The 15,267-nt window shown below is 73.5% G+C and carries 12 protein-coding genes; 5 read left to right on the top strand and 7 right to left on the bottom strand.

All coding sequences use genetic code 11. The annotated features are described in order from the left end of the window. The first annotated feature begins 72 nt into the window (after positions 1-72). Positions 73-1,128, top strand: a complete 1,056-nt coding sequence (gene rarD, locus ACF068_RS04200) for an EamA family transporter RarD (protein WP_392272695.1) — start codon at positions 73-75, stop codon at positions 1,126-1,128. A 79-nt stretch (positions 1,129-1,207) separates the two neighbouring features. Here rarD and ACF068_RS04205 read toward each other — a convergent pair whose 3' ends face one another. Beyond that, the gene (locus ACF068_RS04205; RefSeq protein WP_392272568.1) at positions 1,208-1,825 is read right to left on the bottom strand and encodes a CGNR zinc finger domain-containing protein; all 618 of its coding nucleotides are present in this window, start codon (positions 1,823-1,825) and stop codon (positions 1,208-1,210) included. Positions 1,826-1,846: 21 nt separating this feature from the next. Between ACF068_RS04205 and ACF068_RS04210 the strand changes: the two genes are divergently transcribed. Both ACF068_RS04210 and ACF068_RS04215 read left to right on the top strand, forming a co-directional pair. Then, entirely contained in the window at positions 1,847-2,299 is a 453-nt protein-coding gene (locus ACF068_RS04210) for a VOC family protein (RefSeq protein ID WP_392272569.1), read from the top strand. A gap of 247 nt (positions 2,300-2,546) precedes the next feature. After that, positions 2,547-3,926: a M28 family peptidase gene (locus ACF068_RS04215; RefSeq protein ID WP_392272570.1), complete on the top strand. Its 1,380-nt coding sequence runs from the start codon at positions 2,547-2,549 to the stop codon at positions 3,924-3,926. A gap of 75 nt (positions 3,927-4,001) precedes the next feature. On the opposite strand, the gene ACF068_RS04220 is transcribed toward ACF068_RS04215, so the two are convergent. Together ACF068_RS04220 and ACF068_RS04225 are read right to left on the bottom strand one after the other, a co-directional pair. Beyond that, a complete protein-coding gene (locus tag ACF068_RS04220; protein WP_392272571.1) occupies positions 4,002-5,207 on the bottom strand; it encodes an outer membrane lipoprotein carrier protein LolA in 1,206 nt (401 codons plus the stop codon). Positions 5,208-5,337: 130 nt separating this feature from the next. Beyond that, a complete protein-coding gene (locus ACF068_RS04225) occupies positions 5,338-6,348 on the bottom strand; it encodes a polyprenyl synthetase family protein (RefSeq protein WP_392272572.1) in 1,011 nt (336 codons plus the stop codon). Between the two features lie 249 nt (positions 6,349-6,597). Here ACF068_RS04225 and ACF068_RS04230 point away from each other — a divergent pair, with 249 nt between their 5' ends. Continuing rightward, positions 6,598-8,607: a CocE/NonD family hydrolase gene (locus ACF068_RS04230; protein WP_392272573.1), complete on the top strand. Its 2,010-nt coding sequence runs from the start codon at positions 6,598-6,600 to the stop codon at positions 8,605-8,607. Between the two features lie 43 nt (positions 8,608-8,650). Next, complete coding sequence (fahA, locus tag ACF068_RS04235) at positions 8,651-9,877, top strand: fumarylacetoacetase (protein WP_392272574.1); 1,227 nt, start codon at positions 8,651-8,653, stop codon at positions 9,875-9,877. Between the two features lie 175 nt (positions 9,878-10,052). On the opposite strand, the gene ACF068_RS04240 is transcribed toward fahA, so the two are convergent. The 4 genes from ACF068_RS04240 to ACF068_RS04255 form a co-directional block, all read right to left on the bottom strand. Continuing rightward, positions 10,053-10,868: a carbohydrate-binding protein gene (locus ACF068_RS04240; protein WP_392272575.1), complete on the bottom strand. Its 816-nt coding sequence runs from the start codon at positions 10,866-10,868 to the stop codon at positions 10,053-10,055. A 43-nt stretch (positions 10,869-10,911) separates the two neighbouring features. Further along, on the bottom strand, positions 10,912-11,856 hold the full coding sequence (locus ACF068_RS04245; protein ID WP_392272576.1) for an AraC family transcriptional regulator: 945 nt from the start codon (positions 11,854-11,856) through the stop codon (positions 10,912-10,914). A gap of 119 nt (positions 11,857-11,975) precedes the next feature. Next, complete coding sequence (gene nuoN, locus ACF068_RS04250; RefSeq protein ID WP_392272577.1) at positions 11,976-13,640, bottom strand: NADH-quinone oxidoreductase subunit NuoN; 1,665 nt, start codon at positions 13,638-13,640, stop codon at positions 11,976-11,978. Then, positions 13,637-15,265, bottom strand: coding sequence for an NADH-quinone oxidoreductase subunit M (locus ACF068_RS04255; protein WP_392272578.1), 1,629 nt, complete (start codon positions 15,263-15,265; stop codon positions 13,637-13,639). Before ACF068_RS04255 ends, nuoN begins: the two co-directional genes overlap by 4 nt. Between the last annotated feature and the right edge of the window lie 2 nt (positions 15,266-15,267).

The following is a 15,267-nucleotide window of genomic DNA, read 5'->3' on the forward strand; positions in this document are numbered from 1 at the left end:
GGGCGGCCAGTGGTGGCGAAGAACGGCGGCGAGCAGCGGGCAGGACTCCTCTACGGCATCAGCGCCTACGGCATGTGGGGGCTCGTGCCGCTCTTCTGGCCGCTGCTGAAGCCTGCCGGGGCCATCGAGATCCTGGCCCACCGCATGGTCTGGTCCCTGGCCGTCGTCGGCGTGGCCCTCCTTGCCCTGCGCCGCTGGGGCTGGGTGCGCGAGCTGCTGCGCCGGCCCCGCAAGCTCGGACTCATCGCGATAGCCGCCTCGGTGATCACCGTCAACTGGGGCCTGTACATCTGGGCCGTGAACGCCGGGCAGGTCGTCGAGGCCTCGCTCGGCTACTTCATCAACCCGCTGGTCACCATCGCGATGGGCGTCCTGCTGCTCAAGGAGCGGCTCCGACCGGCGCAGTGGGCGGCGGTCGGCACGGGCTTCGCGGCGGTGGTGGTGCTGGCGGTGGGTTACGGGCGGCCGCCGTGGATCTCCCTCATCCTGGCGTTCTCCTTCGCCATCTACGGGCTGGTGAAGAAGAAGGTCAACATCGGGGGCCTGGAGTCACTGGCGGCGGAGACCGCGATCCAGTTCCTGCCCGCGCTGGCCTTCCTGCTGTGGCTGGGCTCCCGGGGCTCGGCGCACTTCGGCACCGAGGGCGCCGGCCACGCGGCCCTGCTCGCCGCGACCGGCGTGGTCACCGCCGTGCCGCTGGTCTGTTTCGGCGCGGCGGCGATCCGGGTGCCGCTGTCCACGCTGGGGCTCCTGCAGTACCTGGCGCCGGTGTTCCAGTTCCTGCTCGGCGTCGTGTACTTCCACGAGGAGATGCCGCCGGAGCGGTGGGCGGGCTTCTCGCTGGTCTGGCTGGCCCTGACGATCCTGACCTGGGACGCGCTGCGGACCTCGCGGCGTACGAGGGCGGAGGCGGCGGCCCTGCGGCGCGCGGCAGCGGCGGCGGCCGGGGCCGAGGCGGACGGGGAGGCGGCCCGTCCGGCGGACCGGCCGGTGACCGTTCCCGCCGCCCGCCCGGACGACAGCGAGCCGGGCCGCCGGGCGGACCGGCTCGCCGAGGACGCCCCGGCGACCCGGGGCCGCGCCGGCGCCTCCCGGCCGGGGGCCGCGTCCGCGGAGCGCACGCCCTAAGGAGCACGGCCTTGCCTGGCCCGGCCCGCGGAGAACACGCCGATCTCCCAGCCCGCGTCGCGGGTCGGTCCGGTGGGCATCACGCTTCTCCTTCCGGATGGCCGCGGGCCCGGTGGGCCCGCACCTTCTGGCGGTTGCCGCACCGCTCCATCGCGCACCAGCGGCGGCGGCCGGGCCGGGAGGTGTCGACGAAGAGCAGCGAGCAGTCGTGGGCGCCGCACTCGCGGATCCGGCCCGCCGCCGCCCAGGCTCCGGTGAACAGGTCGATCGCGTCCCGGGCGACCATCGACAGCAGCCCGGCCACGCCCGCGCCGGGCACCCACTCCCGCCGGCCGTCCGCCGTCATCCGCACGGCCGGCGGCGGGGCGGCGGCCGCGCCGTTCACCACCGCCAGCGCGGCGGCGTCGAGCGGGCGGCCGTGCGCCCGGGCGGCGGTGAGCACGTGCAGCGCGTCGCGCAGCTCCCGGACCGCCGCCAGGTCCGGTTCCCCGACGGGCGGCAGGGGCAGGCCCGGCGGGTCGAGGCGGCTCGCCGCCACCCACTCCGCCAGCCCGGCCGGCGTGTCGAGGACCTCGTACCGGGCGAGGGGCCCGGGGCCGCCCGTGGGCAGCAGCTCCAGGCACAGGGCACCCGGGTCGAAGCGGAAGGGGCGGCCCTCCGGCGTGTACAGGGTCAGACCCGTTGCGGACTCACTCACGTAACCACTATAAGTAGTTACATGACACCGCTCCACTGGAAGCTCGTGATCGATGCCACCGACCCGCACGCGCAGACCGCCTTCTGGGCCGGGGCCCTCGGGTACCTGGCCGAGGACAACAGCGCCCACATCGACCGGCTGATGGGGCTGGGGTACGTGACGGAGACGGACACCGTCCTCGTCGGCGACCGCCGGGCGTTCCGGGATCTGGCCGCCGTCCGGCATCCGGACGATCCGTACGACGAGACGACCGGCACCGGACTGGGCAGGCGGCTGCTCTTCCAGCGCGTACCGGAACCGAAGACCGGGAAGAACCGCCTGCACCTCGATGTGCACGCCGCTCCTGGCCGGCGGGACGCGGAGGTGTCCCGGCTGGAGGCGCTGGGCGCGTCCGTGCTGCGCCACGTCAAGGAGCCGGGCGGCGAGTGGACCGTGATGGCGGACCCGGAGGGCAACGAGTTCTGCGTCCAGTAGCCGCCGGCGCGGGGGGCCTGTGGTGGTGTGCGTTCCGCGACCGTTCGGGAGCAAGAACGGTCCGATATGCGAACGCCCGTGACCGGATTACGCCCTTGACGGTAGGTCAAACTCTCGCTGAACATTCAGCACGCACATCGCACCAGTAGCTCCATCAGCTTCACCAGCTCCAACGCCCCGCGCCGATCCCGGCCCGGGGCGTCTCGCACGTTCCGTCCCATCCCCGTACGGAATCCGGAGCCCCCACATGAGCCTCTCCGCCCACCACCACATACCCAGACGCACCGCCGCCATCGCCGCGCTCGCGGTCGCCGGCCTCCTGTCCACCGCCGCACCGGCGGCCACGGCGGCCACCTCGGCACGCACCACCGCGCCCTCGGCCCCGGCGGCCACCACGGCCGCCGCCACCGCCACCGCCGCGGTGGCCGCGCCCGACATCCCCGTCGCCAACGTCAAGGCGCACCTCGCCCAGCTCCAGTCCATAGCCGGCGCCAACGGCGGCAACCGCGCCCACGGCCGCACCGGCTACAAGGCCTCGATCGACTACGTGAAGGGCAAGCTGGACGCCGCCGGATTCACCACCACCGTCCAGCAGTTCACGTACAACGGCACCACCGGCTACAACCTCATCGCCGACTGGCCCGGCGGCGACGCCAACCAGGTCGTCATGGCCGGCGCCCACCTCGACTCGGTCTCCTCCGGAGCCGGCATCAACGACAACGGCTCCGGTTCCGCCGCCGTGCTGGAGACCGCGCTCGCCGTCTCCCGCGCCCAGCTCCAGCCCGCCAAGCACCTCCGCTTCGGCTGGTGGGGCGCCGAGGAGCTCGGCCTGGTCGGCTCGAAGCACTACGTCAACAACCTGCCCGCCACCGAGCGCGCCAAGGTCTCCGGCTACCTCAACTTCGACATGATCGGGTCGCCCAACCCCGGCTACTTCGTCTACGACGACGACCCCACCATCGAGAAGACCTTCAAGGACTACTTCGCCGGCCTCGGCGTCCCGACCGAGATCGAGACCGAGGGCGACGGCCGCTCCGACCACGCCTCGTTCAAGAACGTGGGCATCCCGGTCGGCGGCCTGTTCACCGGCGCGAGCCGTACGAAGACCAGCGCCCAGGCGCAGAAGTGGGGCGGCACGGCCGGGCAGGCCTTCGACCGCTGCTACCACTCCTCGTGCGACAGCACGTCCAACATCAACGACACCGCGCTCGACCGGAACAGCGACGCGGTCGCCCACGCCATCTGGACCCTGTCGGCCGGGACGACCGAACCGCCGACGGGCGACACCTACGAGAACACCGCCGACGTCGCCATCCCGGACAACGGCACGGCCGTGACCTCGACGGTCACCGTCTCGGGCCGGACCGGCAACGCCCCGGCGGCGCTCAAGGCGGGCGTCGACATCGTCCACACGTGGCGCGGCGACCTGGTCGTCGACCTGCTGGCGCCCGACGGGACGGCGTACCGCCTGAAGAACTCCAGCAGCAGCGACTCGGCCGACAACGTCCAGACCACCTACACGGTCGACGCGTCGGGCGAGGCGGCCAACGGGGCGTGGAAGCTGCGCGTCCAGGACGTGGCCGCGCAGGACACCGGCTACATCAACGCCTTCCGCCTCACGTTCTGAACCCAGCCGTTCCGGACCTGAAGCGGCAGTGCCCCGCCCGGGAGTCCACCCGGGCGGGGCACCACCACGACACCGCTACTTCGTGGCGTCGCCGTTCGCCGCGGCGACCAGCGTCCCGGGGCTCACCGCGCCCACGTAGACCCTGCCGTCGTCGGTCATCAGGGCGTTGACCAGACGGGTCTTGAAGACCGTGCCGGAGCCGAACTTGCCGGTCACCTTGTCCCCCAGCGCGTCCAGGAACCCCTGCGCCTCCGCCGGCACGTCCGACGGGGCGTCCGACGGGGCACCGGCGGGAAGGCCGCCGCCCGGGCCGGCGAGCCGGGCGACCGACGTCCAGCCCCGGCCGATGACGTCGAAGCCCTCCCCGCCCGCGAACTCCTCCGGGACGGCCGGCAGCCCCTTGCCGTCCCCGGGCTCCTTGCCGCCCTCGGGGCCCTTGCCGGGGGCCGGCGCGGGGCCCTCGGGCTCCTCCGTCACCTTCGTGCCCTTCGGAGGCGTGAAGGTGAACGCCGAGGCGTCCGGGCGGGCGAAGTCCACCGTGGTGAAGCCCGCGTCGATCGCGGCCTTGCCGCCCCCGCTCGGGGTGAGCGTGAACTTCAGCGGTACGCCGTTGGCCGCGTCGACCGCGACCTTGATCGACCCGATCGTCGAGCCGCTCTGCTTGGGCTTGATCACCAGCTGGTACGCGTCCCGCCCGGCGATCCGCGCCGTGCCGTCCACCGTCACCGACGTCGTGGCGTCGACGGCCTTCAGCGCCTCGTTCACCAAGTCCTTGGGGGTGGCCGGGAGCCGCGGCTCACGGTCCTCCGCGCCGCCCGCCGGACCGGCGTCGGACGAGTGCACGGCCTCCTTCGACGCGCCGTCGTAGATCCAGGCGTCCTTCCCGTCGTGCACCAGGCTGTACTGGGCGGACGCTCCGTCCACGAAGTCCAGCCGCTGCTTGTCGGGGCCGTCCGCCGCCACCCGCAGGGTGTGCGTGCCGGACGCCAGCTCCATCAGCTTGCCCGTCTCGGCGCCGCCCGGGCCTCCCGCGCCGCCCAGCCCGGCCAGCGACGGGAGCCCCAGGTCGGTCGTCACCTTCACCGTGCCGGACAACTGCTGCACGTCCGACGCGGCGATTTTCTCCACCAGTTGCTGTGCCGTGATCCCCGGCAGATCGGGGTCGCCGGACGCCGCGAGCGCCGGGACCAGCCCGATCGTCGCCGCCGCCACCCCCGCCACCGCGACCGGGACCGCGTACCGTGCCGTCCTCCGGCGTCCGGCGCTGTCGTTCGGTGCCATGTGTGCCTACCTCCACAGGTCAGCGATCCATCCTGGATCCATCTGACCAAGCGGGCACCCCCCGGGGCGTCAGACCCCGGGCTGGACTTCCGTACTGCTCAGGGATGACAACGACCCCGAGGAAACCGGGTTAGCCCGCGCGGTGCACCACCAGGTCGCACAGCTCCTCCAGCGCGGACTTCGCGTAGCAGTCCGGCAGCGGGGCCAGCGTCGCCCGCGCCTCCTGGGCGTACCGGACGGTGTCCCGCCGCGCCTGCTCCAGCGCCGGGTGGACGCGCAGCCGGCGCAGCGCCTCCGCGTGCCGGGCGTCGTCCGTGAGGTCGCCGTCCAGCAGCGCGACCAGCTCCCGGTCCTCCGCCGCGCCACCCGCGGCCGCACGGGCGCGCAGGAGCAGCACGGGCAGGGTGGGGATGCCCTCCCGCAGGTCGGTGCCCGGGGTCTTGCCCGACTCGTGGGAGTCGGAGGCGATGTCCAGGACGTCGTCGGCGAGCTGGAAGGCGACGCCGAGCCGCTCGCCGTACTGCGTGAGGATGTCCACGACCCGCTCGTCCGCGCCCGACATCATCGCGCCGAAACGGCCCGAGACGGCGATCAGCGAGCCGGTCTTGCCGGCGATCACGTCGAGGTAGTGGTCGACCGGGTCGCGTCCGTCGCGCGGACCGGCCGTCTCCAGGATCTGCCCGGTGACCAGGCGTTCGAACGCCTCGGCCTGGACGCGTACCGCCTCCGGGCCGAGGTCCGCCAGGATGTGCGAGGCGCGCGCGAAGAGAAAGTCACCCGTCAGGACGGCCACCGAGTTGCCCCAGCGGGCGTTGGCGCTGTCCACCCCACGGCGTACGTCGGCCTCGTCCATGACGTCGTCGTGGTACAGGGTCGCCAGGTGGGTGAGCTCGACGACGACGGCGGAGGGCACGACGCCCGGCGCGTGCGGATCGCCGAACTGGGCGGAGAGCATCACCAGCAGCGGACGGAAGCGCTTGCCGCCCGCCCGTACCAGGTGCTGTGCCGCCTCCGTGATGAACGGCACCTCGCTCTTGGTGGCATCGAGGAGCCCTGCCTCGACGGCCGCCAATCCGGTCTGGACATCGGCCTCAAGAGCCTGGTCCCGCACGCTCAGCCCGAACGGCCCGACTGCGGTCACGAGGGGGTCTCCTGTCTGCTGACGATCACACGGATTGTCGATGTGTCGCTGGATTCACTCAAGTCAGCGTATCCGGTCCCCTTCTGATCACCGTGGGCGCCTTCCACCCTCCCCCGGTATGTTCAAGAACAGCTCATATGATCAAAAGAGACCGCTTTGTCCCGTACCGCCGAGGCCACCGGGAGGAGGCCGCCGAGGCACCGGCGGGGCAGCCGCCAGGAACACCGACGAGACGGGTCCCGAGGCCCCATGAAGATCCGCACCACCTTCCCGTACGAAACGTTCCACGAGGACGTCCGCGTGCCGCTCGCGGACGGCACCCTGCTGTACGCCCGGGTCTGGCGCCCGCTCACCGACGAGCCCGTCCCGGCCCTCCTCGAGTACCAGCCGGACCGGCTGACCGACTGGACCGCGCCCCGCGACGCGCAGCGCCATCCCTGGTACGCGGGCCACGGCTACGCCTCGGTACGGGTCGACGCGCGCGGGCACGGCAACAGCGAGGGCCTGCCGCACGACCCGTGGTCCGGGGCCGCGCTCGCCGACGGCGCGGAGGTGGTCGCCTGGCTGGCCGCCCGGCCGTGGTGCGCGGGCCGGGTGGGGATGTTCGGCATCGGCCGGGGCGGCTCCCTCGCGCTGCGGCTGGCCGCCGGGGCCCCGGGGCCGCTCCGGGCGGTCGTCGCGGTTTGCTGCCCCGACGGGCGGGAGGAGGGCTCCGGGGACCGCCACCTGGGCGGCGCGGCCGTCGCCGACGGGTCACCCGCACGGGCGGCCACGCTGCTCGCCTACGCCGCCCGTCCGCCTGACCCGCGGTACGTGGGGGACGCCTGGCGCGACATGTGGCTGACGCGCCTGGAAGCGCTGGAGCCACCCGTCCCCGCCCGGCCGGCGGAGCCGGAGGCCCCGGACGAGCCCGCCCCGGCCCCCGCCGAACCCGGCCCCGGGGGCGTGGATGCCGGCCCCGCCCCGGCCCCCGCCGAACCCGGCCCCGGGGGCGTGGCCGTCCTGGCCGTGGGCGGGTGGAGCGACCCGTACCGCGACACCGTCCTCCGGCTCGTCGAGCGGCTGCCGGCCGGGCGGGTGCGGGGGATCATCGGGCCCTGGGGGCACCGGTACCCGGACCGGGAGGGGGAGCCCGGGCCGGCGATCGGCTTCCTCCAGGAGACGCTCCGCTGGTGGGACCACCACCTGAAGGACCGGCCCACCGGCGTCATGGCCGAGCCCCTCCTCCGCTCCTGGATCTCCGGGGCCGGGCGGCCCGGCCGCTGGGTGGCCGACGGCGCCTGGCCCTCGCCGGACGTCACGCCGGTCACGTACGCCCTCCTGGGACCGCCCGTGCTGGTGCGCTCCCCGCAGCAGACGGGCCTGGACGCCGGCCGCCCCGTCCCGTCCGGCGACGACTCCGGCCCACCGCCCGACCAGCGGGCCGAGGACGCCCACTCGGCGTGCTTCGACTTCCCCGTCCCGCCGGGCGGGGCGCCCGTCGAGATCCTCGGCCGCCCCCGCGTCACCCTGGCGCTGCGCACCGACGCCCCCACCGGGCAGGTCACCGTGCGCCTCTGCGACGTCGCGCCCGACGGCTCGTCCACCCTCGTCACCCGGGGCTCCCTGGGCTTCTCCGGCCGGCCCGCCGGCCCGGTGGAGGTGGTCGTCGACCTGGACGGCACGGGGTACGCCTTCGCGCCCGGCCACCGTGTCCGGCTCGCGGTCTCCTCCGCGTACTGGCCCTGCCTCTGGCCCGGCCCGCACACCGCCGGTTTCACCGTCGACCCCGGCGCCGGCGCCCTCCGGCTGCCGGTCCGCGCCCCCGGCGCCGACGGCCCGGCAGCCGCCCCCGCCTTCGGCGGACCCGAACAGGCCCCGCCCCTCGGCGTCACCGTCCCGGCCACCCTCGACGAGACGCGGACCCGGCCGCCCGCGCGCCGGATCGTCCGGGACGTCGACGAGGGCCTGTGGCGTCTGGAGGACGCGCCCCGCCCCGGCGGAACCCGCGCCTACCCCGACGGGCTGGAGATCACCGAGAGCGCCCTGGAGACGTGGACGATCACCGAGCGGGACCCCCTGTCCGCGCGGACCCGCTCGGAGTGGAAGATCCGTCTGCATCGCCCCGACCTGCCCTGGAACGTCACCGTCGACACCCGCTCCGAGGTGCGCTGCGACGCCACCCATTTCCTCACCTCCGACGAGGTGATCTGCACGGAAGGCTCCGAGGTGGTGTTCCACCACACCTGGGAGAAGCGCGTTGCCCGTACGCCCGGCTGATCTAACGTGTCCCCCACACACGTGGAAAGCGAGGCAAGCACCGATGCCCGAGCAGAGCCCGCTCGACCTGACCGAAGGCGACCCCTTCGGCCCGCACAACCTTCCGTACGGCGTCTTCACCACCGCCGACGAGCCCGGCCGCCGCCGGCTCGGCGTCCGCATCGGCGACCACGTCCTGGACGCGGGGGCGGCCGCGCACGCGCTGGGCTCGCCGTACGCGGCCCTGCTGGCCCAGCCGAGTCTCAACCCGCTGCTCGCCGCCGGCCGTACGGCCTGGCGCGACGTCCGCCGCGCGCTCACCGCCTGGCTGACGGTCCCGGCGCACCGCCCCGACATAGAGCCGCTGCTGCACCCCCTCGCCGGCGTGACGCTCCACCTGCCGTACGAGGTCGCCGACTACGTCGACTTCTACGCCTCCGAGCACCACGCCACCAACGTCGGCAGGATCTTCCGCCCGGACGGGGAGCCCCTCACCCCGAACTGGAAGCACCTGCCGATCGGCTACCACGGCCGGTCCGGCACGGTCGTCGTCTCCGGTACGGACATCGTCCGCCCTGCCGGGCAGCGCAAGGCGCCCGCGGACCCGGCGCCGGTCTTCGGCCCGTCCGTCAAGCTGGACATCGAGGCGGAGGTCGGCTTCCTGGTCGGCACCCCCTCCGAGCTCGGCCGGCCCGTGCCCCTCGCGTCCTTCCGGGACCACGTCTTCGGCCTGACGCTCCTCAACGACTGGTCGGCCCGCGACATCCAGGCGTGGGAGTACGTCCCCCTCGGCCCCTTCCTGGGCAAGTCCTTCGCGACCTCCGTGTCCGCCTGGGTGACCCCCCTGGAGGCGCTGGACGCCGCCCGGGTGGCGCCGCCCGCCCGGGACTTCCCGCTGCTCCCCTACCTGGACGACGCCACCGACGACGAGCCGGGCGGCTTCGACCTGCACATCACCGTGCGTATCAACGGCGAGACGGTCTCCGAGCCGCCCTTCTCGACCATGTACTGGACGGCCGCGCAGCAGCTCGCGCACATGACGGTCAACGGCGCCTCGCTCCGTACCGGCGACCTGTTCGGCTCCGGCACGGTCAGCGGCCCGGAGGTGCACCAGCGCGGCTCGCTCCTGGAGCTGACCTGGAACGGCCAGGAGCCGGTCGAACTGTCCACCGGCAAGCGGACGTTCCTGGAGGACGGCGACGAGGTCGTGCTGACCGCCTGGGCCCCGGGCCCGGACGGCACGAAGGTGGGTCTCGGCGAGGTCGCCGGCCGGATCACCGCCGCGCGCTGACCCGCACCGGCCACCCGCCGCCGGGCGCCGGCCGGACGGCCCGCCCGGCGGCGCCGCCGGAGGACGGCGGTGCGGGCCGGCGGGCGGGCCGTGGGGGGAGCCCGCCGCGGCCCGCACCACCGGAGCGGCGGCACGGGTCCCCCGCCCGTTCCCCCGCCCGCTCGTGGCCGGCCGGTCAGCCGGCCCGCCACAGGGCCGGCGCCTTCGGCGGCTCCCAGCCCGGCTGCGCGGTGTGGCCCTGGAGGCACCCGTAGGCCAGGCCCCCGTACGTGACGCGGTCACCCGGCCGGTACGTGGTGCCCGCCGCCCAGGTGGAGCCACCGGGCGGCGGGGTCGGGCCCGGGCCGGGCCCGGGGGTCTGCGGCACCTCCAGGACGAAGTCGAACGCCGCTTCCCGGCCGCCCCCCGCGTCCCGCACGGTCATCAGCAGCCGGGGGTCGAACAGCGCGTCGGTGTTGTTGCGGGGCTCCCCGGGGAAGTAAAGCTGGGTCGTCAGCACCGGGCGGCCGGGCGCCTGGAGCTTGACGTGCAGGTGCCTGGTCCGGCCCGGGTACAGCCCCGGCACGATGGTGGTCAGGGTGAACGCCCCGCCCTCGCCGGTGAACTGGTGGCCACGGAAGCGGAAGCCCGTGTTGTCGTACGCCCCGTTGGCGTCGGCCTGCCAGAAGTCCAGCAGCACCCCGCTCAGCGGGCGGCAGGCGAGTCCGAAGACGTAGCCGCTGACGGTGAGGCGGGTGCCCGGTGCGCCGGGCTCCAGCAGGGAGGTCCGCCGGGGCGAGTGGGGCTTGAAGTAGGGGCCTTCCATCTGCGGCGGGGTGGGGTCGTCGCCGTCGTCGCAGGCCGGGGTGGGCGCGGGCGCGGTGCCGGTCGCGGTGGTGCCGGCCAGGGCCGTACGGGCCAGCGCCGGTACGCCCATCAGCGCGGCGGGCGCGGTGACTCCGGCGGCGAGCGCGGCGCGCAGCACGGTCTTGCGGCTGGGGTGTCCGTCCATGCCAGCTCCTCGTGAAGGGGGGCGTCGGGGATCGGCACCGAACCTACGCAGCCGGTCCCGGGCGGGCGATGGACTCGATCCGGTGGTCGTGGTGAATATCGCCGCCGCGCCGGAACGCGCCGGGGCTCAGGCCGGTCTCGCGCCGGAAGAAGCGGCAGAAGTACGCCGGATCGGCGAAGCCGACGCGGGCCGCGACCTGCCGCACCGTCAGCCCGGTGTGCGCCAGCAGTCGTTTGGCCTCGTGGGTGCGGGCCTCCCGGACCAGTTGCCCGGGGGTCCGGCCGGTGGCGGCCTTGACCGTCTCGGTGAGGTAGCCGGTCGTGACGCCGATGCGGTCGGCGCAGGCGCGTACCGACCACAGCCCGGGATCGGTGCGGGCGAGGAGCCGGGCGAAGGCGTCGGCGACCGCCCCGGGGCGGGTGGTGCCGGGGGCGGTGCCGACGGCGGGGCCGGGCAGCCGGGCGGCCCGGACGACCAGGACGTGCAGCAGGGCCCGCAGGACGCTGGGGAACCCCTCGGCCCCGCGCCGGTACTCGTCGTGGAGGTCGGCCGTCAGACGGGCGATCCGGTCGTGCTCGTGGTCGTCGAGCGTCAGCCAGGGGCGTTCGGCGAAGCCCCGCAGCACGTCCCGGTCGCCGGGGTGATCGAGCAGGAAGTCCTCGGTGAAGAGCACCACGGTTCCGTCGAGCCCCCTCGCGTCCTCCCAGTGGTGGACCTGCCCCGGTGCGATCACGCACAGGTGGGGCGGGTCCAGTTCGAACCGGGCGAGGTCCAGCACGTGCGCGCCGGTTCCGGCGGTGATGTGGACGATCTCGTAGAAGGTGTGCCGGTGCGGGAAGTCGGCCCTCGACATCGGCCCGATGGTGTCGAAGGTGCCGATCGCGAACGGCAGGGCGTTGGGCATGGGCACTTCGAGGCGGTGCATGGGCAGGACGCCCTCCTCGGGTGCGGTGCAGGGCGTGCCGGGTAACACGGTGGTGCCGCGCATCGTTCGCTCCCCTTCACATGGTCCAGACCAATCCGGTGGTGTCACGATGGCACGCGTACGCAGGGCCCGGCACCCCCACTCGGGTACCGGGCCCTGCGCGACGGCCTGCCGGCCGGACCTCAGCGGACGAAGACGCCCGCCTGGCCGGCCAGATCGAGGAAGTACTGCGGTGCGACGCCCAGCACCAGCGTGACGGCGACGCCGACGGCGATGGTCGTCATGGTCAGCGGCGACGGCACGGCGACCGTCGGCCCCTCCGGCTTGGGCTCACTGAAGAACATCAGCACGATGACCCTGATGTAGAAGAACGCGGCGATCGCCGACGAGATGACGCCGACCACCACCAGCGTCCCCGCGCCGCCCTCGGCCGCCGCCTTGAAGACGGCGAACTTGCCGGAGAACCCGGAGGTGAGCGGGATGCCGGCGAAGGCGAGCAGGAACACCGCGAACACGGCCGCGACGAGTGGCGAACGCCGCCCGAGCCCGGCCCACTTGGACAGGTGTGTGGCCTCGCCGCCCGCGTCCCGCACCAGGGTGACGACGGCGAAGGCGCCGACCGTCACGAAGGAGTAGGCGCCCAGGTAGAACAGCACGGACGACACCCCGTCGGGCGTGGCCGCGATGACACCGGCGAGGATGAACCCGGCGTGGGCGATGGACGAGTAGGCGAGCAGCCGCTTGATGTCGGTCTGGGTGATGGCGACGACCGCGCCGCCCAGCATGGTGACGATGGCGACGCCCCACATGACGGGCCGCCAGTCCCAGCGGAGCCCGGGGAGGACCACGTACAGCAGGCGCAGCATCGCGCCGAACGCGGCGACCTTCGTCGCGGCCGCCATGAAGCCGGTGACCGGTGTGGGGGCGCCCTGGTAGACGTCCGGGGTCCACATGTGGAACGGCACCGCGCCGACCTTGAACAGCAGCCCCATCAGCACCATGGCGAAGCCGATGAGCAGCAGGACGTCATTGCCCATGGTCTGGGCGAGCGCCGGGGTGATGTCGCCGACCGAGCCGTCCACCACATCGGCGATGCGGGCGTACGACACGGAGCCCGCGTAGCCGTACAGCAGGGCGATGCCGAACAGCAGGAAGGCCGAGGAGAAGGCGCCCAGCAGGAAGTACTTGACCGCGGCCTCCTGCGACATCAGCCGCTTGCGGCGGGCGACGGCGCACAGCAGGTACAGCGGCAGGGAGAAGACCTCCAGCGCGATGAACAGCGTCAGCAGGTCGTTGGCCGCCGGGAAGACGAGCATCCCGCCCACGGCGAACAGCACCAGCGGGAAGACCTCGCTGGTGGTGAACCCGGCCTTGACGGCGGCCTTCTCGTGGTCGCTGCCGGGCACGGCGGCCGCCTCGGCGGCGAACGAGTCGACCCGGTGCCCGTGGTGGGCGGGGTCGAGCCGCCGCTCGGCGAAGGTGAAGACGGCGACCAGCGAGGCCAGCAGGATGGTGCCCTGGAGGAACAGCGCGGGCCCGTCGACCGCGATGGCGCCCATCGCGACGATGCCGGCCTTGGTGGTGGCGTGCCCGCCGGCCGCCAGGGCGACGACCGCCGCGAAGGAGGCGGCGAGCGCCACGACGGTGAGGAACACCTGGGCGTGGTAGCGGACCCGGCGCGGCACGAAGGCCTCCAGCAGCACGCCCACCACGGCGGCGCCCACCACGATCAGCGTGGGTGCGAGCTGGGCGTACTCGATGGCCGGTGCGCCGATCTTGTCGGCGGCGGCCGGTTCGGCCGCCGCTGTCCACAGGCTGTGGACAGCGGCTGCGGCTGTTGCGCTCACTTGGCCGCCTCCACATCTTCAGCAGGTACGGTCGGTTCCGGGTCCTTCTGGTGCACGTCGGACATGGTGTGCCGGACGGCCGGGTCGACGATCTCGGTCAGCGGCTTCGGGTACACGCCCAGGAGCAGCAGCAGGGCGATCAGCGGGGCGACCACCACCAGTTCCCGCACCTTGAGGTCGGGCATCGCCCGCACCTCCTCCTTCACCGGGCCCGTCATCGTGCGCTGGTAGAGCACCAGCGTGTAGAGCGCGGCGAGCACGATGCCGGTGGTGGCGATGACGCCCGCCACCGGGTACCGGGCGAACGTGCCGACCAGCACCAGGAATTCGGAGACAAAGGGGGCGAGGCCGGGGAGCGAGAGCGTGGCCAGGCCGCCGATGAGGAACGTCCCGGCCAGGACCGGCGCCACCTTCTGCACCCCGCCGTAGTCCGCGATGAGCCGCGACCCGCGCCGGGTGATCAGGAAGCCGGCCACCAGCATCAGCGCGGCCGTCGAGATCCCGTGGTTGACCATGTACAGCGTCGCCCCGGACTGGCCCTGGCTGGTCATCGCGAAGATGCCCATGATGATGAAGCCGAAGTGGGAGATCGACGCGTAGGCGACCAGCCGCTTGATGTCCCGCTGGCCGACCGCGAGCAGCGCCCCGTAGACGATGCTGATCAGCGCCAGCACGATGATCGCCGGGGTGGCCCACTTCGACGCCTCGGGGAAGAGCTGGAGGCAGAAGCGGAGCATCGCGAAGGTGCCGACCTTGTCGACGACGGCGGTGATGAGCACCGCCACCGGCGCGGTCGCCTCGCCCATCGCGTTGGGCAGCCAGGTGTGCAGCGGCCACAGCGGGGCCTTCACCGCGAAGGCGAAGAAGAACCCGAGGAAGAGCAGCCGCTCGGTGGTGGTGGCCATCTCCAGCGACCCGCTCGCCCGGGCCTCGGCGATCTCCGTGAGGGAGAAGCTCCCGGCGACCACGTACAGCCCGATGACGGCGGCCAGCATGATCAGTCCGCCGACCAGGTTGTAGAGCAGGAACTTGACGGCGGCGTAGGACCGCTGGGCCGCCGCGTTCTCGTCCGTGCCCGTGTGGGCGCGGTCCCCGAAGCCGCCGATGAGGAAGTACATCGGGATGAGCATGGCTTCGAAGAGGATGTAGAAGAGGAAGACGTCGGTGGCCTCGAAGGAGAGGATCACCATCGCCTCGACCATGAGGATCAGGGCGAAGAAGCCCTGGGTCGGACGCCAGTGAAGAGGGGACCGGGTCTCCTCGGGGCCTCCCCCGCTCGAGCGGAGCCGAGAGCTCGGGGAAGGGTCGGCGTCGTGCCAGCCCGCCAGGATGATGAACGGGATCAGCAGCGCGGTGAGCGCGATCAGCGCCACCCCGATGCCGTCCACACCCAGTTCGTACCGGACGCCGAAGTCCGCGATCCAGGAGTGGGACTCGGTGAGCTGGTAGCGCGCGCCGCCCGGTTCGAACCGGACGGCCACGGCCGCGGCCAGGCCCAGCGTGGCCAGCGAGACCAGCAGGGCCAGCCACTTGGCGGCCGTGCGGCGCTCGGCCGGGACGGCGGCGGTGAGGATCGCGCCGGCGGCCGGGACGGCCGCCGTCAGCGTCAGGAGCGGGAACGACATGG

Source organism: Streptomyces sp. NPDC016309, assembly GCF_043077235.1.
Classification (GTDB): domain Bacteria; phylum Actinomycetota; class Actinomycetes; order Streptomycetales; family Streptomycetaceae; genus Streptomyces.

Bases quoted from the DNA above. Each gene is read 5' to 3' on its own strand.
- fahA (WP_392272574.1), top strand. From the start codon at position 8,651: ATGCCCGAGCAGAGCCCGCTCGACCTGACCGAAGGCGACCCCTTCGGC.
- ACF068_RS04245 (WP_392272576.1), bottom strand. From the start codon at position 11,856: ATGCGCGGCACCACCGTGTTACCCGGCACGCCCTGCACCGCACCCGAG.
- rarD (WP_392272695.1), top strand. From the start codon at position 73: ATGTGGGGGCTCGTGCCGCTCTTCTGGCCGCTGCTGAAGCCTGCCGGG.
- ACF068_RS04240 (WP_392272575.1), bottom strand. From the start codon at position 10,868: ATGGACGGACACCCCAGCCGCAAGACCGTGCTGCGCGCCGCGCTCGCC.
- ACF068_RS04215 (WP_392272570.1), top strand. From the start codon at position 2,547: ATGAGCCTCTCCGCCCACCACCACATACCCAGACGCACCGCCGCCATC.
- ACF068_RS04230 (WP_392272573.1), top strand. From the start codon at position 6,598: ATGAAGATCCGCACCACCTTCCCGTACGAAACGTTCCACGAGGACGTC.
- ACF068_RS04220 (WP_392272571.1), bottom strand. From the start codon at position 5,207: ATGGCACCGAACGACAGCGCCGGACGCCGGAGGACGGCACGGTACGCG.
- ACF068_RS04210 (WP_392272569.1), top strand. From the start codon at position 1,847: ATGACACCGCTCCACTGGAAGCTCGTGATCGATGCCACCGACCCGCAC.
- ACF068_RS04255 (WP_392272578.1), bottom strand. From the start codon at position 15,265: ATGTCGTTCCCGCTCCTGACGCTGACGGCGGCCGTCCCGGCCGCCGGC.